The organism is Streptococcus suis, from assembly GCA_022354845.1.
Classification (GTDB): Bacteria; Bacillota; Bacilli; order Lactobacillales; family Streptococcaceae; genus Streptococcus; species Streptococcus suis_AA.
This window is the reverse complement of the sequence record CP031970.1, coordinates 534,454-554,078: the sequence shown is the minus strand read 5'-3', so window position 1 is coordinate 554,078 and position 19,625 is coordinate 534,454. Positions and strand designations below refer to the sequence as shown.

Sequence of the window (19,625 nt, the reverse complement as noted above, 5' to 3'; positions counted from 1 at the left end):
TAGAGTGTAACATATTTACAAGACGATGCTCAATGATAATGTTGATCTTAGAAAAGTATAAAAAAAGAAAGACCAAAACTAGTCCTTCTCCTCGTTCTCATCATGAATTGGGGTGATGAGAATTTTCAATTTTGTTACACGGCCATTTTTCACTTTGTCATTGACCATCACAATGTGGAAACCATTGTTGTCTAATTCGTAGGCTTCTTTTTCATCCTGACTTGGAATGGTTCCAAGCCCTGTCAAGTAAAATCCTGCAATGGTATCAACATCATCACTACTCAAATCCAAATCAAAGTGTTCATTGAAATCATTCAAGGTCATACTGCCTTGGACAATGAACGTATTCTCCGCAATTTCACGCACAAAGATTTCTGTTTTGTCAGTTTCATCATCTATTTCCCCGACAATTTCTTCAAGCAGGTCTTCGAGGGTAACAATCCCTGATACGCCACCATACTCATCTAGTAAGATGGCCATTTGATTTTGAGTATTTCGCAAAGACTTCAGCAAATCATCCACAAAAATCGTCTCAGGAACAAATAGTGGTTCCTGCATAATACGGCGAATATTTAACTGATCGAATCCATTTGTGAAACTTTCAGCAAGAATTTTTTTGGTATGAATGAGGCCAATGATATTGTCTTTATCTCCTTCGTAAACAGGTATTCGAGAAAAATTTTGGCGAAGAATTTCTGGCATGATGACGTTAATATCATCTTCGATATCTACCATGAAAGCATCTGTACGCGGTACCATGACTTCACGAGCCATCATTTCATCCAAATTGAATATTCCCTGAAGCATTTCGATTTCTTCAGCATCTAAGGTTTGTTCGCTCTTGGTTAAAATATACTCAATCTCATCTCGAGTCATTTGCTCATCTGCATCATCGAAATTCATAGGCGTAATACGACTAATCAAGTTTGTAGCAGCTGATAACAACCACACAAAAGGACTTACAATTTTTCCAAGAAAAATAATAACTGGTGCTGTGACAACTGCCAAGTTTTCTTTCATATTCATGGCAATTCGCTTCGGATACAATTCACCAAGAACAATTGATACAAATGTCAGCATCGCCAGAGCTAGCCAGTAACCAGCTGTCTGAGCTGTCGCAGAATTTCCCATCCATTTTGCAAACACAGCCCCTAAATCATTGGCCAAGCTAGCACCAGAAAGGATTGAAATAAAGGTGATTCCGACCTGAATCGTAGATAAGAAATTGTTTGGATTTTCTAACACCGTCAAAAGACGAACAAACTTCTTCTCCCCTTCTGCGGCTTTTTGTTCAACTCTCGAACGATTAAGAGAAACTAGAGCCATTTCAGATGCTGAGAAAAAGGCATTGAACAAGGTCAATAAGAATAAAATAAATAGTTGTAAATAGATGGTCTGACTACCAGGGTCTTCCATGATGTTCTCCTATAATAAAATTTATAACATTTCAATTATACCATAAAATCTGAAATATACCATATGTCTTGTTAGAAATCCTCAATTGCCGACAGTTTTATGATACAATAATCAAAAGGAATAGGAGATAAGCAATGATTCTTTCATTAAAACATGTCTATTATAAGAGACAGGGTAAAATAATTTTAGAAGATATAAACTGGGAATTTCAACCAGGAGAACGTTGGGCAATTTTGGGTCTCAACGGTGCTGGAAAGTCAACACTCCTGCGTATTCTAATGGCAGAATTTTGGAAAACCTCTGGTGATTTGACAGTATTAGGGGTTGAATTTGGTAAAGGTGACATACCCAGTCTTCGTACGAAAATTGGTGTTGTCGGTTCTTTTCTTGCAGAACGATTTCCCATTGACCTAACTGCAGAACAAATCGTATTGACAGGTAAATATAAGTCCTCCATCCTATATCGTGAATATGGGCAAGCGGAGCTCGACGAAGCAAAAGCTATGCTTAAGTCTATTAAGGCTAGTCACCTAATTGGTCGGACTTATGCGAGCCTTTCACAGGGTGAACGCCAACTCCTGCTCATTGCCCGAAGCCTCATGGAAAATCCAGCTATTTTGATATTAGATGAAGCAACCGTTGGACTTGACCTATTGGCACGCGAGCGCCTCCTTCATCATATCGATTCTATCTGTCAACTCCCAAATGCTCCTGCCATCATCTATGTCACCCACCACGCAGAAGAAATCACAAACAACTTTACTCACGTCCTCCTTCTAAAAGAGGGGAAAGTCTTGGCACAGGGACCAAAACAAGAAATTCTAACTCCTGCCCTGCTCAGTGATTTTTATGGTAATCAAGTTGAATTGATTGAACTAGGAGATGAGCGATTGTTCATCAAGCCAATTCTTAACTAGCACAATTCAAATGAATCAGATAAGAAAAGACCTAGAATGTTGGAAATTCACTCACTGGTTCTAGGCCTTTTCTTATACTCTTATTTATCTTTTTATCACCCGCTCGAGTCTGATTCAATATCCATACATTTAAAAATAATCAAACTCCGTCAGCGCATAACTTTCTAGTTGGTTAATATTGCGCCGCATTTGCTTGGCTGCCATTTGTGATAAATGACCATACTTTTCATATTCTGCAACCACTTTTCTTTCTAAATAATACCCTCGTAACAGATCATCTAAACTTTCGGGTTTCATCCGTCCGATAACATCTTCCACCTTGATTCCTGCATGAATCAATTGAGCTTGGTATAGGTAGAATTCTTTTAGCTGCTGAATGTATTCAGCAGAGAACCTCAACTGATTTTTTTCTAAAAATTGAATAATCACTGCGGTATTGGCCAAGAATAGTTCAGACAATGCTGGATCATACTCATTCTTTTGAGCAGTCGCATCCTGATTCCTTTTCCGTAAACTAGTTCCGATACTAATCCATTCATGATACCACTTATTGATGACCCTTCGACTGATTAGCCATAAGTATTTGAAGGTTGGAACTAGGTCGCGATTAATATCCTGTTCCAATGTTCTTAAATAGTTTTGATAGTGACGGTAGGACGACAAACTAAGGTGTTCTTTCGCAAATGCAGTCTCTAACCCCTTCTGTTCAATTTCTACCAATTTCAACCTTAAACTGGCCACCTCTTTCAGCATGTCTACAGACATCAGCTGACGATGAAGATGTTCTATCCGCCTATAATATTGACCAATTACAATATAAATACCATTTGGATTTGCGGCATCCTCAATATCCAGTTCCAATTCGTTGACCACCACTTGCAGAATAGAGATTCGGACAGAACCTTCTAAAATTGGAGACTCGTTCTTCTGTTTTGCAATCCTTGGTAAAACGAATAAGCCCGCCAAAAAACTCAACAGGGTCACCATTCCGACAGTAAATAGAATCAGACTGTAAATCAAACTATCAAATTCTGGTAACAACAAAATCGTAGCAATAGAGACCGACCCTTTTATCCCTGAAAATGTTAGAATCCCCAGCTCATGCACACTATAAACACTCTTAGAAGACCTTGCTTTTCGATAAGCATTCAAGCAGAGTAAACCAATAAAGCGTAGCAGAAACAGACTAATGGTTAAGAGAATAACTATCCCTAACAAGTGACCATTACTAATCAATGGATTCCTCAAAGCAGGCTGAATGATTCGAGTAAATTCGTACCCAAAAACAAGAAAAACCAACCCATTCAATGAGAAATTTAGAGTATCCCAAACAATTTGGTTCACACGATTCACACGCGCATCAAACAAAGTCATTTTTTTCAACTGCTTCGATTGAAACAGACCTGCAATGACCACTGCAATAATTCCAGAACCACCAATATAGGTAGCCACAAAATAAGCCAGTAAGGGTAATGAAAGTTCGAGCAACAGGACTCCAGGAATATCGGCTGCATCCAGTTTTTCAAGTAATGAAACCAAACCACGATGACCAAAAGCAAGGAAGAAACCTGCCAGCATTCCTCCAACAAGTGCCCATACAAACTGAGTACCTGCGCTCACGAAGGAAAAACTACCAGTTGTTAAAGCCAAAATAGCAAATTGAAAAACAACAAGTCCACTCGCATCATTCAGCAAGCCCTCTAGGGTCAAAATGGTTTCTAATCGTTTTGGAAAAGCAAAGCGATTTGATAACACTAAAAAGGCTACAGCATCAGTCGGCGCAAGTGCAGCCCCAAGGGCAAAACTTGCAGAGAGAGGAACCTCTACTGGTAATAAGTAGCCAGCCAACGTTCCGATTCCCAAGGCTGTTAAAAAGACCAACGGAAAAATTAGGAAGGCAATAACTTTCCAATTTTCCATCAAGTCATCGACATTACTTTGCTGACCCTCTCTAAAGTTTAAGGGAGCAATAACTAAAGCAAGGAACAATGAAGGATCTAGGGTGAGATTCCCGACTCCAAATAGTAGACCTGCACCAACTCCCAATAAAACTTGAATAAATGGAAGTGGAAATTTGGGATTTAATCGATAAATGGTATTGGAAATAACTAATAGGATTAAAAATATAATGATTTGAACAAAACTTGTAATACAATCACCTCCTTAATTGTTGTTGATACGTTCTATCATCACCAAAAACGGTGGAGTATTGACTTGGTTCAGCGGTTTATAAAGCATGGCAGTAAAGACGGCCTGGTCCAGCTGGCTGACAAAGTCTAAGACCGCATCCTTTTCTACTGCTCCACCCTCGTGGCCATAATAAATCATGATAGCAAGACGACCACCAACAACCAGTCGATCTAGGACTTTTTTGATGGCTTGAAGGGTGGTTTCAGGCAAGGTAATGACTGACTTATCCGCTGAAGGTAGGTAGCCAAGATTAAAAATAGCTGCCTTACATTGATCCACAAACTGATCTAGGCTTTCGTGTCCTGTCAAAACCAATTGGGCATTGGTCAAGCCAGCTTTTTCTAGTTTTTCAGCCGTTGTGTTCAAGGCTTGTTCCTGAATATCAAATGCCACGACCTTTCCTGCTCGCTGAGCTAAAAATAAGGTGTCATGTCCATTTCCCATAGTCCCATCGACAGCAAGGTCTTGGTCTGTTAAAATCTCATCTAAAAAGGCATGTGCCATATGTAATGGTCTAAGCATATTTTCTCCTTAGGCTAATAATTTCAAAAAGTAAGTTGTCAAGGTCACTTCATCTACCTTTTTACGTTGTTTTAGCCACCAGCTGACGGTTTCCACAAAAGTAGTGACAACAAAATGCAGCAATAGGTCCTCTGGAAGACTCCGTTTATCCTGCATGTAATCTTCCATCACTTTTGGATAAATATCGTGTTTGAGCTCTGTCTCTAATTCCTTTAAAAAATAGGTATTGCGTGATAACAAGAGGCTAGCTACTCGGTCTTGATTTGTCCGAAAATGTTTGAAAATATGCGCCAGCAAAACTGTTACATCACTATCTTCACGACCTGTAAACAAATGATGAAATAGGTCATGACAGAGTTCTTCCAAAAGAGCTTCCTTACTGGCATAATGGGCGTAAAAAGTAGAACGGCCAACATCTGCCTTATCAATGACATCCTGCACACGCATGTCATCGTACCCTTTTTCGTTTAATAGGCTCAAAAACGCCTGAAAAATCGCCTTTCGTGTTTTTGCAATTCGTCTATCCATCTCTCGTACATTTCAAACATTATGTTCAAAAACAAACAAAATGTTTTACTTGTTTCTAGTTATTTGGCTCATTTAATAGCATAATGAACCTATAAACAGTATAACATAGAAAGGGTTTGTCATGTCGTCTAGTAAAAATACTTTCATTGCTTTTTTGCTGAATCTTTGTTTTTCTATCATTGAATTTATCTTTGGAGCTCTCTTTCACTCCAGCGCCATTTTAGCAGATGCTGTCCATGATTTTGGGGATGCTCTAGCCATTGGCAGCTCCGCATTGATGCAGACCTTCGCAAATAAACCAGCTGATCGCGCCTATCCCCTTGGTTACAAGAGATGGAATATTTTGGCAGCACTCTTGACCTCAAGCATTCTGATTATCGGTTCTAGCCTAATTCTTGTGGAAAACATTCCCAATCTTTTCCATCCCCAACCTGTCAACCAAGATGGAATGCTAGTACTTGGAGTGATCGCTATCATCATCAATTTCGCCGCTTCCCGTATTGTAAAAAATGGCCATAGCCATAATGAATCCATTCTTAGTTTGCACTTTCTAGAGGATATTTTAGGATGGCTGGCGGTCATTCTTGTCTCCATTATTCTCCAATTCACTGATTGGTACTTCCTTGATCCCCTGCTTTCAATCATTATTTCTCTATTTATCCTTAGTCAGGCCCTCCCTAAGGCATGGAATAATCTGAAAATCTTTCTTGAACAAACTCCGTCTGGAATAAAGAGTGATGAACTGGCTCTTGAGTTGTTGTCTATACCAAATGTGGAATCCATCGTTCAACTTAAAGTATGGACAATGGATGGATATGAACATTGTGCTACACTGACTGTTAAACTTACTAACCATGCTTTGGCAGGAAAGACCAAAGAAAGAATACGGAATTCTCTTATCACCTATGGAATTCTCCAAATTACCATTGAAACGGTGTAACTTTCTCTTCATTTTCCAAATTGATTACGAATAAATAGGTATGAAGATCTGTATCCTATTTTTCCTCGGAGCTTCAATTGGCTCCTTTTTGGGACTGGTCATTGACCGGTTCCCTGAACAATCCATTATCCGACCATCTAGTCATTGTAGTTCTTGTAAGAAGCGACTCAAGGTTTGGGACCTGATTCCCATTCTTTCTCAGCTTTCAACCGCATCCAAATGTCGTTATTGCAAGGTAAATATTCCCTATTGGTATGCTGGACTAGAATTCTTAACTGGTCTTACTGTCCTGCTCTGCCATTTTCAACTTCTAAGCCCAACTGAAACCATACTCATCCTTGCAGGGCTGGTTTTGACCATTTACGACATCAAGCATCAGGAATATCCTTTTGCCGTCTGGCTCGTTTTTACTTTTGTAGCTTTGTTACTCTCCCAGCTTAACTGGCTCTTTTGTTGCTTTTTAGCCTTGGCTTTTTTGACAGAGAAATGGCAGCTCAATATCGGTTCGGGTGATTTTCTATATCTGGCTAGTCTGTCCCTAATTTGTGGCTTGACTGAAATCCTATGGATTATTCAAATCAGCTCACTCTTAGGCTTACTCGTCTTTACAATATACAAGCCAAGATCCATTCCTTACATACCATTCCTTTTTCTTGCGAGTATTTTCGTCATTCTGTGCATCTAAATCGAGTTTTTCTCGATTTTTTTGTTATAATAGTAGGCATATTAGCGTTCAGTTTCAATAGTAACTGAATCGTCTTCACTTAGGAAGGCAAGAGGAGAAATCTTATGACACTATTTCAGGATGACAGTTTGATACTGCACACCGACCTTTATCAAATCAATATGATGCAGGTCTATTTTGACCAAAATATTCACAATAGAAATGCCGTTTTCGAAGTATACTTCCGTTCTCAACCCTTTAAAAATGGTTATGCGGTCTTTGCAGGCTTGGAGCGCGTGGTGGACTACCTTAATAATCTTCGTTTTAGTCAAACAGATATTGACTACCTAACAGAATTGGGATATCCTCAAGATTTCCTAGATTATTTGGCTCAATTAGAAATGACCTTAACCGTCCGATCTGCAAAAGAAGGTGATTTGGTTTATGCGAACGAACCTATTCTCCAAATCGAAGGTCCTTTGGCACAATGCCAATTGATTGAAACAGCCTTGTTAAACATCGTCAACTACCAAACACTCATTGCTACAAAAGCTCGTCGTATCAAGGCAGTTATTGAAGATGAGCCATTGATGGAATTTGGAACCCGTCGTGCTCAAGAAATGGATGCTGCAATTTGGGGTACACGGGCAGCCTTTATTGGTGGAGCATCTGCGACTTCCAATGTTCGAGCAGGAAAAATCTTTGGCATACCTGTAGCTGGTACCCATGCTCATGCCTTGGTTCAAACCTATGGTGATGATTACAAAGCATTCAAAGCCTATGCGGAAACACATAAAGACTGTGTCTTCTTAGTAGACACCTATGATACACTACGCGTTGGTGTTCCAGCAGCCATCCGAGTTGCAAAAGAGATGGGAGACAAGATAAACTTTAGAGGAGTCCGTATCGACTCTGGGGACATGGCTTACATTTCTAAAAAAGTTCGTCAACAATTAGACGATGCTGGATTTACAGATGCAAAAATTTATGCCTCCAATGATCTTGATGAAAATACCATTTTGAACCTAAAAATGCAAAAAGCAAAAATTGATGTCTGGGGTGTGGGCACAAAACTCATTACTGCTTATGATCAACCAGCATTGGGAGCAGTCTATAAGATTGTATCCATTGAAGACGAAAGCGGAAATATGCGCGATACCATTAAGTTGTCTTCCAATGCTGAAAAAGTATCTACTCCAGGTAAAAAACAAGTGTGGCGAATCACCTCTAAAGAAAAAGGGAAATCTGAAGGAGATTTCATTACTTTCGCTGATACAGATGTCACTCATCTAGACAGTATCTACATGTTCCATCCAACCTACACCTACATCAATAAAACCATTGAAAACTTTGAAGCACGTCCACTTCTCGTTCCTATTTTTGAGAATGGCAAACAAGTTTACGAGTTGCCAAGTTTGGCAGAAATTCAAGACTACGCCAACCAGGAGATTGAAAAACTCTGGGATGAGTACAAGCGCGTACTTAATCCACAACTCTATCCAGTAGACTTGGCTCAAGACGTTTGGGATAATAAGATGAAGCTCATCAACAGTATCCGTCAACAAAGCCAGGCAAAATCGATTTAAGGGGACTGACTCATGACTTTACAAGAAACAATCATCAATGAATTAGGCGTTAAACCTACTATTGACCCTAAAGAAGAAATTCGTCGCTCCATCAACTTTCTCAAAGACTACCTCAAAAAGCATCCTTTTTTAAAAACCTATGTTTTAGGAATCTCGGGTGGACAAGATTCAACCTTGGCCGGTCGCTTAGCTCAGCTGACTATGGAAGAAATGCGCGCAGAAACAGGTGACGGTAGCTACCAATTCATCGCTATCCGCCTACCTTATGGTGTGCAAGCTGATGAGACGGACGCCCAAGCAGCACTATCTTTTATCAAACCAGATGTCAGCCTAACCATCAACATCAAGGAATCAACAGATGCAATGGTATCTGCAGTCAATGCAAATGGACTAGAAATGTCTGATTTTAATAAGGGAAATGCTAAAGCCCGCATGCGCATGATTGCCCAATATGCCATCGCTGGTGAACGCAAGGGAGCTGTCATTGGTACTGACCATGCGGCTGAAAACATTACTGGCTTCTTCACCAAGCACGGTGATGGTGGTGCAGACATCCTACCCCTCTACCGCCTTAACAAACGCCAAGGCAAGCAACTGCTCGCTGAATTGGGGGCTGATGAAAAACTCTACCTCAAAGTTCCTACTGCTGACTTGGAGGAAAACAAACCAGGCCTTGCTGACGAGGTCGCACTTGGTGTCACATACAATCAAATTGATGATTTCCTTGAGGGAAAGACCATTGATGCTCAAGCGCAAACCATTATCGAAGGCTGGTGGAATAAGACAGCTCATAAGCGCCACTTGCCAATTACTATTTTTGATGACTTTTGGAAATAAACGAATTGCCCCTGACGATAGTGAAACCGTCAGGGGTCATTTGTTACACTTATACTCTTCGAAAATCAAAACCAGACGCTGTTAACTTGATTTGATGACTGAAAAGCTCATGTAGAGGTTTTCAGCCTGTTCCCTTGAAATATAAAAGGAACAGAGTTCTATCTGCATCTGCGTCGCCTAGTCTGATTGTGATTATCATTGAGTATTAATAGTAAAGTCTTCTTGCATTTTCCACCAACTGCTAGAATCGTACTGCTTTAACCGAGCTATTTAAAATATAGTCGAATGAATTAGCTTCCAGACAAGAAACTGAGGTGCAGGTTGCTAGAAGAGGCTAAAGGCTGTTCTAGGTTGGAAATAAGACTTGCGAAACAAGTCACTTTCCTAGAGTAAGGCAAGCCGAAAGTGATGATGTATCAAAGCTAATACATTCGACTATACTTTCCAGCCTTTAACAATCAGACGATAAAGCCCATAGGCTAATACTCCTCCTAAGGTATTGGTCCAGAGGTCGTCCACTTCAAAAACACGTTGAGCATCAATCAGCAAGTCAAGTAACAATTGTGTACATTCAATAAACAGACTGAAACAAAATGTATAAGAAAGAACTGCTTTAAGGCTCCGCCATTCCTCCCGAAGAAAAAGAAGCAGAAAAACGAGAGGAAAGAGAAGAAAAATATTAGTCGCATTTTGTAGGATAATCCAACCAAAGTCTCCTAGACTATCTACCTTGTTTCCATTGACAATACTATTAAACGGAGTTGGCAAAAGATACAGTCGGCCAATTTGAATAATTCCTGGGGTTGAGAAATCCTTATACTGTGGATACCAAGTCTGGGGCAGAAAACAGAGTAAAACAATAGCCAGAGCGTAAACCCCAGCTAAAGTTGTACAAGTCCGTCTTCCAAGCTTGGTGAGGTTGCCGTCTGCTTGGAATAATTTTCTCATGCACGAATACCTGCCTTAGCTTTTGCGGTTGCAATACGAGCACGCGCTTTTTCACGGTCTTTTTTGAGCGTATTGGAACGCAACTGACCACAGGCTGCATCAATATCTGTACCATGTTCCTGACGAACGACACAGTTGACCCCATTTTTCTTCAAAACATCAAAGAATGCCAAGGTGCGTTCCTTGGTTGAACGACTATATTGGTCATGCTCACTAACAGGGTTATACGGAATCAAGTTGATATAAGACAATTTACGAATATTCTTGGTCAAATCAGCCAATTCTTGAGCCTGTTCCACACCATCATTGACCTCGTTCAGCATTATATATTCAAATGTAACACGACGATTGGTTGTCTGAATATAATCTTCAATTGCCTCAAACAATACCTCAATGGGGAATTTACGGTTAATCCGCATAATGCTCGAACGAAGGTCATTATTTGGCGCATGTAGAGATACTGCCAAGTTCACTTGAACTCCCTCACGTGCGAAATCACGAATTTTTGGTGCTAAGCCAGAAGTAGATACCGTAATGTGACGGGCACCAATTGCCAAGCCCTTGTCATCATTCACAACACGTAAGAAGGTCATAACATTATCGTAGTTGTCAAGTGGCTCACCAATCCCCATCACGACAATATGGCTAACACGTTCATTTTGATTGCGCTCATCTAAGTATTTTTGTACCAACATAATCTGTGCTACAATCTCACCACTCGTCAAATCTCTTTGCTTAGGAATCAATCCAGATGCGCAGAAGGTACAGCCGATATTACAACCAACTTGAGTCGTTACACAGACTGAAAGTCCATAATGTTGATTCATCAACACCGTCTCAATCAGCATTCCATCAGGTAATTCAAATAAGTATTTGATAGTACCATCTTTAGACTCTTGTACAATTCGTTGTTTGAGTGGATTGACGACAAATTCTTCTTCAAGCTTTTCGATTAAAGATTTTGGTAAGTTAGTCATTTCTGCGAACGATTGGACACGGGACCGGTAGAGCCATTCCCAAATTTGAGTGGCCCTGAATTTCTTTTCTCCATTTTCAATAATCCAATCAACTAGATTGGCTTGTGTAAAGGCATAAATTGATGGTTTCATGTTTCTCCCTATTTTTGGCGGATGACAAATCCACGTTTGGCTTCATTCATTTCACGATGGTGCTGTTTCTTATCGTGTTTTTGAGCTCGCTCTTGTTTCTGTTGCTTACCTGTGGACGGTTTATTGTTTTTTACGGTAAAATGACGGCCCTGTTCTTTTGAAATATCTGAAGTTGACTTAGATCGTTTTGGTTCATTACGGATGACTTTCTTTTCCTTCGATACCAATTCTTCTGTACGTTGTTTTTGTCGGTTTCGATTTCGACTACGGTGACGTTTGCGACTTGTTTTTTCTTCAGGTTCTTCTTCTAACTCTTGTGGATTTGGATTTTCAAGAACAAAGTAGGCACATCCAAAATTACAATATTCTGTTAAATAATCATCTAACCGCCCAATTTTTAAATCAGACTTGACTGGTTTCTCGTCACGATAAAACCCTTTTAACCGAAGTTGTTCATTTCCCCAATCTCCAAGAATATAATCAAATTTCAACATGATGGGCGAAAAGCGTTGTCCAAAAGCCGTTTGATCAAAAGCATCTTTGAAATCATCAACAACATTGAGTTCAATATTCTCTGAAACAACCTTATTCCCAATACGTGCAAAACTCGGACCTGGAAATTTATTGTAATTATACATTTCTGGTGAAATTTCTTTCTTCATTGTTCCTCCTATCTAATGAAATATTCGTATATCTAACCTCATTATTATAACATGAAACCAGCTGAAATAGCACTCTTCAACCATTTCAGAGAAATTTCAGACGATTTTAATTTTAGCATGGTTGAATGAATTTGCTTTCCTGGGTGCCGTTAGCCAGAACAGCCTCTAGTATGTTCTGGGGTGGAAATATGACATGCAGTGCAAGTCACTTTCGTAGAGTACGGCAAGCCGAAAGGACGATGTATCAAAGCTAATTCAAATGCCCGATGCAAAAAAGAGCGACTTACTCGCTCTTAGTACTCTTCAAATAATCAATGGCTTCTTGAACAGTCGTCACTGGTACGATTTTAATATCAGCATTGGCCTTTTCTGCTGCTTCTTTTGCCTCTTCATAGTTTGTCTTAGCTGTTGGATTCTTTTTCAAAATTTCTGGGTCCACTGGATTATTTGGAACAAAGAAAACACTTGCACCAGCATTAATCGCAGATAATACTTTTTTATCTGCTCCTCCGATGTCTCCAACGGAACCATCTTGTTCAATCGTTCCTGTTCCTGCAATAACACGGCCATCACGCAAGTCTGGCTCTGCCAGCTGTGTATAAATAGCTAATGTAAACATCATACCAGCACTTGGACCACCAATTCCTCCTGTTTGGAAATCAATTGGGACAGAACTTTTTACCTCAGTATGGTCTACTAGCGTGATACCAATCCCGTTTTTACCATTTGATAATTTGATAATTTTTCCGTCGGCAGTCTTTTCTTCTCCATCACTAACATAGCCAACTGTTACATCACTATCAAGTTCTAAGCCTGAAACATATTTAATTAGTCCCTGAGAAGATTCAAACGTTTGACCATTTATACTAACAACCGTATCAGCGATATTCAAAACATTTTTAAAAGTAGAGTCTTCTGCTAAATCCAACACATATACCCCAAAGAAATCCATCTCCACATCCCTGTCAGCCAAGGTTAGTCCTTGATATTTAGCCATGTTTTGAGAGGTTTCCATATAAAATTGAGCTATCCGATAGTATTCTTCACTGTCAGCACCACCCGTCATTTCTTCTGCAGAAACAATATCTGCGTAGGGGTTAAACTGAGCAATCAGCAACTGTAAGGCTGTTGCCTGCAAGACCGATACATAGGTAAAATTATAAGAACCTGGCTCCTCATCTTCTTCATTGTTGACTGTCAATACTTCCCGAATATCCGAAGCCCCTCCAGGACTCTCAATATAATATGGTAGACGTACAAAAACGGAAAACCATATCAATAACGTCCCCATAATAATTGAAACAATCAATAGCCATTTCTTATTTTTCTTCATACTTTTTTATCTCCTCATTTACATCTGTAGGTACATATAAACCAATATCTTGTTTAAAATAGATTAACTCTCGAACCTGGCTGGATGATACAAACTTGAGCTCTGGCTTTGCAATCAAATAGATCGTTTCCAAATCTGGTGCTAGCTGACGGTTGTAAAAATCAAAACTAGATTCATATTCTAAGTCCGTTGCATTACGCAAACCCCTTACCAGATGAGTCACACCATATCTTTTGGCAACATCGACCACTAATTCATTTTCAACAAGAATGACCTCGATGTTTTCTAAGCCGGCAAAAAGTCTTTCCAAAATAACCAATCGTTCCTCACCCGTCATCAAGCCAGACTTTTTCGGATTGGTAAACACTCCGACATATAATTTTTCAAACAAGCCACTTGCTCGCTCAATGAGGTCCATATGTCCATTTGTAATCGGGTCAAAAGACCCTGTAAACATTCCAATTCTATCTGACATATACAGTTACCTTACTAATTCCATATACTTTTTCTTTCCAAATTCCGAGCTCTGCAATCTCTTCAGGAAGCTGGATGTTTTTATCCGTCTCACAGACAACCATCACATCCTCTGCCAATAAGTGACGACGACAAAGCTCAGAGATGACTGCCTCAATTTCCTGCTCTGCATATGGCGGATCCAGAAAAACAAGGTCAAAAGTTCCACTCAATGTCACCAAGGCTTGCCTAGCATCCATTTGCAAGAGTTGAAATTTATCTGAATCCTTAGTCATCTGAATGTTTTCTTTGATAACAGCTTGTGCTTTCCGGTCACGTTCTACTAAGACTGCCTGATTCATCCCTCTTGATATCGCTTCAATAGACAAGCCACCGCTACCAGCGTATAAATCTAAGACTCGCCCACCCTCAAAATATGGACCAATCATATTAAACATGGCACCGCGAACTTTATCAGAAGTAGGACGTGTTACCTTCCCATCTAATGTTTTGAGCGGTCTTCCACCATAGATACCTGATACAATTCTCATAAACACCATTATAGCACAAATCAAATGAAAATCACTTAACTTTGGGAAAATAAAAAAGAGGAGAAATATCTCTCTCCACATTCATTTTTACCTCTGGGATTGGTCTTCTATTATCATTGAAGAATCTGCTGGAACCTCGGTTTCAGTAGAACTAGATGGCTCTACTGGTGTTGGCGTGCTCGGAACAACTACTTCCGAACTGCTTGGAGGAACGACTTCTGTTGGCGTAGAAGAACTCGAAGATTCCACTGTAGAAGAACTGCTTGGAGGAGTATAAACAGACGAATTCCCTGGATCAACATAATTATAGGAAGGTTGGTAGTTATAGGTATCTTCCTGATAGCTTTCTGTACCTCCTGTAGTAGTTTAACCCAAGGTTGTAACTGTGGAGCTATCAGAAGTTTCCAAATTCTTCTGCTCTTCCGCTAATTTCTTCGCTGCTTCTGCTCGAACTAATTCAGCCTTCAATTTTGCCTTCTTAATCTCCTCAGCTTTTTTCTTCATGGCCTTATCAACAACATCTACGCGCTTTTGAAGTTCCTCTTTTACAGTCCCACCTGACAATTGATTAATCGCATCTTTTGCATGTTGGAGATTATCTTCTGTATTGGAAGACTCAAGCATAGCTACTGCTTCTTCAGCTACTTTTACATTTTCTTGGATAGTCGTTGGAACTATTGTTTTTGTTTGATTGGTGGAATTTAAGTGAACACCTACAAACCATACTATTCCAATACTAACGAGTAAAATTACCGAAATAAAAGTAAATACACGCTCAGCAAGACTGGCATTTCTTAACAGTTCTTGGAATCTTTTCATCATTGTCCCTCACATATTTATAAAACGACGAAGGTTTATCTTCCAGCTTTCACTTTCCCATTCCAACCATTCAAACCATAGCTCAAAATATAGATTTCATTAAAGCCCTGTTTCTTCAAATGAAGGGCTGCTGGTGTTACCAACTGACCACGGTCATTTTCATAAATCAAAACAGGTTTATCTTTACGGAGAGCAGCTGTGCTCATTTTCAACTGTTGATAAGGAATATTACGAGCTCCGAGAATGTGTTTTCTATTAAACTCACTTGGATCGCGTAAATCAATCAACTGACCACCATGGATTTTATCTGCAAATTCTGCATTATCAATTACAGATGCCGCACGGCGTAGTCGCCAATAATTAAAGCCCATCCAGGCTCCCAAAACAATTAAAAATACTAAAAATACCCACAATGACTTCATTTTCTACTCTCCTTCAATTTCTGATACTCTAACTCCAAACGATGTTCACGCCTCAAAACAAGTTCAGCTTCCAAATAGTCCAATCGATCAAGTAAACCTGCCTGATAGACTCGATTGAGCTCAATCTGCATCATTTCAATGTCGTACAGACGGTTTCCCATATAAACAACGATACCAAAACGTTTGAGCAATTGTTGTACATCATAAAGTCTTTTCATAGAAAAATTGTAGCAGAATTTTAGGAGATTTTCAATAGAAAATTGAAGGCAGCTGGCTTTGTCAACAAGAAAAAACTGCCATTCGACAGTCCTTCCACATATATTAAAGTACCTTACTTATAAATACCCCTTTTCCTGCGCAATTCTGACAGCAGCTGTACGATTTTCTGCACCCAGCTTGGACAGTATAGAGGTCATGTAATTACGGACCGTCCCGTCAGACAGGTAGAGCTTGCTAGCAATTTCCTTATTGGACAATCCATTCGCCACCAATTTAAGTAGGTGACACTCTTGTTCCGTCAAGGGACTGCGTTGGGTCAGGAGAATATCCATTAGTTCTGGCGAGTACTTCTTTCGCCCTGCCAAGACCGTTTCAATCGTCCGCATAAGGTCCGAGATGGAGCGCTCTTTGAGCACATAGGCATCCACATCCGCCTTAACCGCCCGCTCAAAATAGCCTGGTCGCTTGAAGGTGGTCATGATGACTACCTTCACGGGCAGGGATTTCTCACGCACCCATTCCAGGACATCCAGCCCCGTCTTCTCAGGCATTTCTATATCTAATAGCACCACATCTACTGGCTCTTTTTCCAAAAGAGCAATGGCCTGGCTGCCATTTTCTGCCTGTAAAACAGCCTCAACCGCATCTTGAAAGCCCAAGAGTTGACAGAGGGCGTCCCGCAGCATTGCTTGGTCTTCTGCGACTAAGATTCTCATTCTACCACCTCCTCAAGCGGAATTCGGATGGACAGGCGGGTAGGCTTGGCCAGAGAAAGAAATTCCAAACTTCCTTTCACTGTTATCAACCTGTCCTTTATGGTATGCAATTCCTGACCAGTCAACTGGGCAAAGCCCACACCGTTGTCTTCGTAGTGTAAAACCAATTCTTGCTGGTCATTTTCAAAAACCAAACGACATTTGCTAGCCTGGCTGTGTTTGAGCAGGTTGTTGGCCAACTCTCTCAGCACCATAGCCAGCTTGTTCTGGACGGGCAAGCTGAGCTGCTCAGCTATTTCCCCGCCCAAGACAACTAAGCGCACTCCTGCCAAGTCCAACATCTGCTGTAAAATCTGGAGTTCCTCTGCCACGGTGTGCTGCTTGAGGGACTGGACAATCTGGCGGACCTCCTGCATGGAGTCCTTGGCCAAGGTCTGAAGGTCTGCCACCTCTTTCTTGGCCTGGTCAATCTGTTCGTGAACCAAGAGAGTCTGGACCAGCTCGGCCTTGACAGACAGCATGGCAAAGACATGACCCAATGTGTCGTGCAAGTCCTGACCGATACGGTTCCGTTCATTCTCAGCCAGCAGGAGATTGATGGACGCATTCTGCTCCTGTAGGCGTTGCTGAAGGGCTTCCCGCTTGGTCTCAATCCAGCTGAAAATCAGCAAGGCCAAGCCGAAAAAGTGAATGACGAGGGCAAAGGCTCGCATTTCAAAGGGAACAGGTCCAAAGAGGGCCCATAGGATGATAGCTAGCAACAAAAGCCCGTAGGACACCGTCCGATAGGTCGGTCGATTCTCTTTATAATACCAGCCCAGCATATTGGACAGGTTGAAGATAAAGAGGGAAAATTGCAGATTGCCCCAAAAGCTCATGACGCCGATATAGCCAATCAGGTAAAACCAACCCAGCAGGGAATAGAGCTTGTGGTCGGTGTAAAAGAGGGAGCAATAGACCAAGGCAAAGAGAATGGTCGCTAGGACAACTGCCGTCGGATTGGGACTATACTGGGCATAGTAAAAGGGAAAATAGAGAAAGACCATGCCCACGAAGAACATGAGCGGTACCTTTCTTTTTTCAAATATCATCTGTCACCTCACTGCTGCTCGGATTTTCTATTCATAACCAGAGTAATTCCTAAGAAAATTATGACATATCCTAGGACAATTAGCAAGGATTTCCAGAGAAAATCTCCCTCTTGGGCATAGGTGGTCACTAGCTGGTTGACATGGTAGCTGGGCATGAGTTTACATATCCGTTGCACCCAGTCAGGAAAGAGAGAGACAGGCATCCAAGATCCGCCCATGATAGCAAGGACAAAATAGAGTAGATTGGCTACCACCGACATGGTTTGTTCCGACTGAATTTGCACCAAAAGCAAGCCAATAGCTAGAAATACGATAGAGGTTACTAAAAGTAAGAGAGCCGAGATCACCCATTCCTGAGCGGTCATTTCAACTCCCTTGACCAAGCCACCCACCGCAAAGACAATGGCAATGGAAGACACAAAACAGAGCAAGACCCGCACAATTTTAGAGAAGTAGTATTGCCAGATTGGCAGAGGAGAATGCTGAATAAAGGTCAACCAACTATTGTTTCTATCCTCCGCCAGCATCATGGGAAAGGTAAAGAGGGCAAAGCCCGACATGGAAAATCCTGTCATGGTCAGCATATAGGACTGGATGAAGGCCTTTTGCATGGCCGCATCGTCAAACTGGACCGTTGATGAAAAAATCAAGAAAAAGATAACGGGCATACCGATAGACAGGAGAAAAACTCCCAAACTTCTGGATAATTTAATGCTTTCTACTTGAATCAATGCTTTCATTACTCTTTCTCCCTTGTCTTGTCAAATAGGCTGTTGAGTAGGGTCTTGTTCTGCACTTCTAAGTCTGAAATCCGACAGCCTGCTTCCTGCAAATTTGCCCAAACCTGCTCAATAGCTCGGGTCTTGAAGCTGACTGTGTCCTGCTTATAGCTTATATTATCAATCGCGTCCAAGTCCTCCACCACCACCGCAAAGGCAATCGGCAAAGTCACTTCTTTTTCCTGCTCCTCACTCCGCATGGCAAACGGCGTCGTATCCCGCAAGAGTCGGCCTTGATGTAAGACTAAAATGCGCTCCGCCGTATGCTCCACTTCCTCGATGTAGTGGCTGGTATAAAAAATAGTCACTCCCTTTTCCTTCAAGTCATGGACAATCTCCCAAAAACGCTGACGGGTCGACGTATCCATGCCCGCCGTTGGCTCATCCAAAAAGAGCAACTTGGGCTTGCCAATCAGGCAGATGACAAAGGCCAAGAGCCGCTTCTGACCACCCGATAGCTTGCCGGCCAGTTGATTTTTTTGCTCTGGGGAAAAGCAGAGCAGGCTGTCGATTTCTACATCTGTCAGACTATCTTTGTAAATAGCTTGGAAAAAGCGAAGTAATTCCTTGACCTTCAGGTCTGTGGGGATAGCATTTTCTTGTGGTAAGACTGCCACCTTTTCCTTATTAGACTGAGCCTGTGGAGCCAGACCATCCAACAAAACCTGCCCTTTCGTCGCCTTCCTATCTCCCAACAAACACGACAGGAGGGTCGTCTTTCCAGCCCCGTTTGGACCAATCAAGGCCACACATTCTCCAGACTTGATTTCAAAGGAAATATTGGACAAGATTGTCCGACCTTTGATAGCCTTGTCTAGTGCTCGTACTTCTATCATCTTTCTACCCCCTATTTCCTAAATATCTTACATAGTCAGTATATCTCGAAAAAGGAGGCACTACCAGAAGACTTTGTCATGGACTCA

22 protein-coding genes are annotated in these 19,625 nt (G+C 41.1%); 5 read left to right on the top strand and 17 right to left on the bottom strand.

Annotation, left to right across the window (positions count from 1 at the left end):
- Positions 1 to 78 precede the first annotated feature (78 nt).
- Positions 79 to 1,416 (bottom strand): HlyC/CorC family transporter, encoded by a 1,338-nt coding sequence (locus tag D2A30_02970; GenBank protein ID ULL20629.1) that lies wholly within the window; start codon positions 1,414 to 1,416, stop codon positions 79 to 81.
- A gap of 134 nt (positions 1,417 to 1,550) precedes the next feature.
- On the opposite strand from D2A30_02970, the gene D2A30_02965 reads away from it, so the two are divergent.
- The gene (locus D2A30_02965) at positions 1,551 to 2,333 is read left to right on the top strand and encodes an ABC transporter ATP-binding protein (protein ULL20628.1); all 783 of its coding nucleotides are present in this window, start codon (positions 1,551 to 1,553) and stop codon (positions 2,331 to 2,333) included.
- Between the two features lie 129 nt (positions 2,334 to 2,462).
- Here the strand turns inward: D2A30_02965 and D2A30_02960 are convergent, their stop codons facing one another.
- From D2A30_02960 to D2A30_02950, 3 genes are read right to left on the bottom strand one after another with little or no spacing between them, the layout of a single operon-like run.
- Positions 2,463 to 4,484 carry a sodium:proton antiporter gene (locus D2A30_02960; protein ULL20627.1) on the bottom strand — a complete coding sequence of 674 codons (2,022 nt, stop codon included), beginning with the start codon at positions 4,482 to 4,484 and terminating at the stop codon, positions 2,463 to 2,465.
- 12 nt (positions 4,485 to 4,496) lie between these two features.
- Positions 4,497 to 5,045 (bottom strand): methyltransferase domain-containing protein, encoded by a 549-nt coding sequence (locus D2A30_02955; GenBank protein ID ULL20626.1) that lies wholly within the window; start codon positions 5,043 to 5,045, stop codon positions 4,497 to 4,499.
- Positions 5,046 to 5,054: 9 nt separating this feature from the next.
- The gene (locus D2A30_02950; protein ULL20625.1) at positions 5,055 to 5,573 is read right to left on the bottom strand and encodes a TetR/AcrR family transcriptional regulator; all 519 of its coding nucleotides are present in this window, start codon (positions 5,571 to 5,573) and stop codon (positions 5,055 to 5,057) included.
- Positions 5,574 to 5,694: 121 nt separating this feature from the next.
- On the opposite strand from D2A30_02950, the gene D2A30_02945 reads away from it, so the two are divergent.
- The 4 genes from D2A30_02945 to D2A30_02930 all read left to right on the top strand — a co-directional run bounded on the left by D2A30_02945 (position 5,695) and on the right by D2A30_02930 (position 9,600).
- A complete protein-coding gene (locus D2A30_02945; GenBank protein ID ULL20624.1) occupies positions 5,695 to 6,513 on the top strand; it encodes a cation transporter in 819 nt (272 codons plus the stop codon).
- A 40-nt stretch (positions 6,514 to 6,553) separates the two neighbouring features.
- A complete protein-coding gene (locus D2A30_02940) occupies positions 6,554 to 7,198 on the top strand; it encodes a prepilin peptidase (GenBank protein ULL20623.1) in 645 nt (214 codons plus the stop codon).
- Between the two features lie 104 nt (positions 7,199 to 7,302).
- Positions 7,303 to 8,763, top strand: coding sequence for a nicotinate phosphoribosyltransferase (locus tag D2A30_02935; GenBank protein ID ULL20622.1), 1,461 nt, complete (start codon positions 7,303 to 7,305; stop codon positions 8,761 to 8,763).
- A gap of 12 nt (positions 8,764 to 8,775) precedes the next feature.
- Positions 8,776 to 9,600, top strand: a complete 825-nt coding sequence (locus D2A30_02930) for an ammonia-dependent NAD(+) synthetase (GenBank protein ULL20621.1) — start codon at positions 8,776 to 8,778, stop codon at positions 9,598 to 9,600.
- 435 nt (positions 9,601 to 10,035) lie between these two features.
- Here the strand turns inward: D2A30_02930 and D2A30_02925 are convergent, their stop codons facing one another.
- The 13 genes from D2A30_02925 to D2A30_02865 form a co-directional block, all read right to left on the bottom strand.
- Positions 10,036 to 10,548 carry a VanZ family protein gene (locus D2A30_02925; GenBank protein ULL20620.1) on the bottom strand — a complete coding sequence of 171 codons (513 nt, stop codon included), beginning with the start codon at positions 10,546 to 10,548 and terminating at the stop codon, positions 10,036 to 10,038.
- Positions 10,545 to 11,657, bottom strand: a complete 1,113-nt coding sequence (rlmN, locus tag D2A30_02920) for a 23S rRNA (adenine(2503)-C(2))-methyltransferase RlmN (GenBank protein ULL20619.1) — start codon at positions 11,655 to 11,657, stop codon at positions 10,545 to 10,547. The genes D2A30_02925 and rlmN overlap by 4 nt, the downstream gene beginning before the upstream one ends.
- An 8-nt stretch (positions 11,658 to 11,665) precedes the next feature.
- Entirely contained in the window at positions 11,666 to 12,319 is a 654-nt protein-coding gene (locus D2A30_02915) for a DUF1027 domain-containing protein (protein ULL20618.1), read from the bottom strand.
- Between the two features lie 283 nt (positions 12,320 to 12,602).
- A complete protein-coding gene (locus D2A30_02910) occupies positions 12,603 to 13,652 on the bottom strand; it encodes a PDZ domain-containing protein (protein ID ULL20617.1) in 1,050 nt (349 codons plus the stop codon).
- Complete coding sequence (gene coaD, locus D2A30_02905; GenBank protein ID ULL20616.1) at positions 13,639 to 14,127, bottom strand: pantetheine-phosphate adenylyltransferase; 489 nt, start codon at positions 14,125 to 14,127, stop codon at positions 13,639 to 13,641. Before coaD ends, D2A30_02910 begins: the two co-directional genes overlap by 14 nt.
- Positions 14,117 to 14,656, bottom strand: coding sequence for a 16S rRNA (guanine(966)-N(2))-methyltransferase RsmD (gene rsmD, locus D2A30_02900; GenBank protein ID ULL20615.1), 540 nt, complete (start codon positions 14,654 to 14,656; stop codon positions 14,117 to 14,119). The genes coaD and rsmD overlap by 11 nt, the downstream gene beginning before the upstream one ends.
- Before the next feature lie 366 nt (positions 14,657 to 15,022).
- Positions 15,023 to 15,475, bottom strand: a complete 453-nt coding sequence (locus tag D2A30_02895; GenBank protein ULL20614.1) for a hypothetical protein — start codon at positions 15,473 to 15,475, stop codon at positions 15,023 to 15,025.
- A gap of 35 nt (positions 15,476 to 15,510) precedes the next feature.
- Positions 15,511 to 15,897: a rhodanese-like domain-containing protein gene (locus D2A30_02890; protein ULL20613.1), complete on the bottom strand. Its 387-nt coding sequence runs from the start codon at positions 15,895 to 15,897 to the stop codon at positions 15,511 to 15,513.
- On the bottom strand, positions 15,894 to 16,115 hold the full coding sequence (locus tag D2A30_02885; protein ID ULL20612.1) for a DUF910 family protein: 222 nt from the start codon (positions 16,113 to 16,115) through the stop codon (positions 15,894 to 15,896). The genes D2A30_02890 and D2A30_02885 overlap by 4 nt, the downstream gene beginning before the upstream one ends.
- Before the next feature lie 117 nt (positions 16,116 to 16,232).
- The gene (locus tag D2A30_02880; GenBank protein ULL20611.1) at positions 16,233 to 16,832 is read right to left on the bottom strand and encodes a DNA-binding response regulator; all 600 of its coding nucleotides are present in this window, start codon (positions 16,830 to 16,832) and stop codon (positions 16,233 to 16,235) included.
- Entirely contained in the window at positions 16,829 to 17,893 is a 1,065-nt protein-coding gene (locus tag D2A30_02875) for a sensor histidine kinase (protein ID ULL20610.1), read from the bottom strand. Before D2A30_02875 ends, D2A30_02880 begins: the two co-directional genes overlap by 4 nt.
- Before the next feature lie 38 nt (positions 17,894 to 17,931).
- Positions 17,932 to 18,663: an ABC transporter permease gene (locus D2A30_02870; protein ID ULL20609.1), complete on the bottom strand. Its 732-nt coding sequence runs from the start codon at positions 18,661 to 18,663 to the stop codon at positions 17,932 to 17,934.
- Positions 18,663 to 19,538, bottom strand: coding sequence for an ABC transporter ATP-binding protein (locus D2A30_02865; protein ID ULL20608.1), 876 nt, complete (start codon positions 19,536 to 19,538; stop codon positions 18,663 to 18,665). The genes D2A30_02870 and D2A30_02865 overlap by 1 nt, the downstream gene beginning before the upstream one ends.
- Between the last annotated feature and the right edge of the window lie 87 nt (positions 19,539 to 19,625).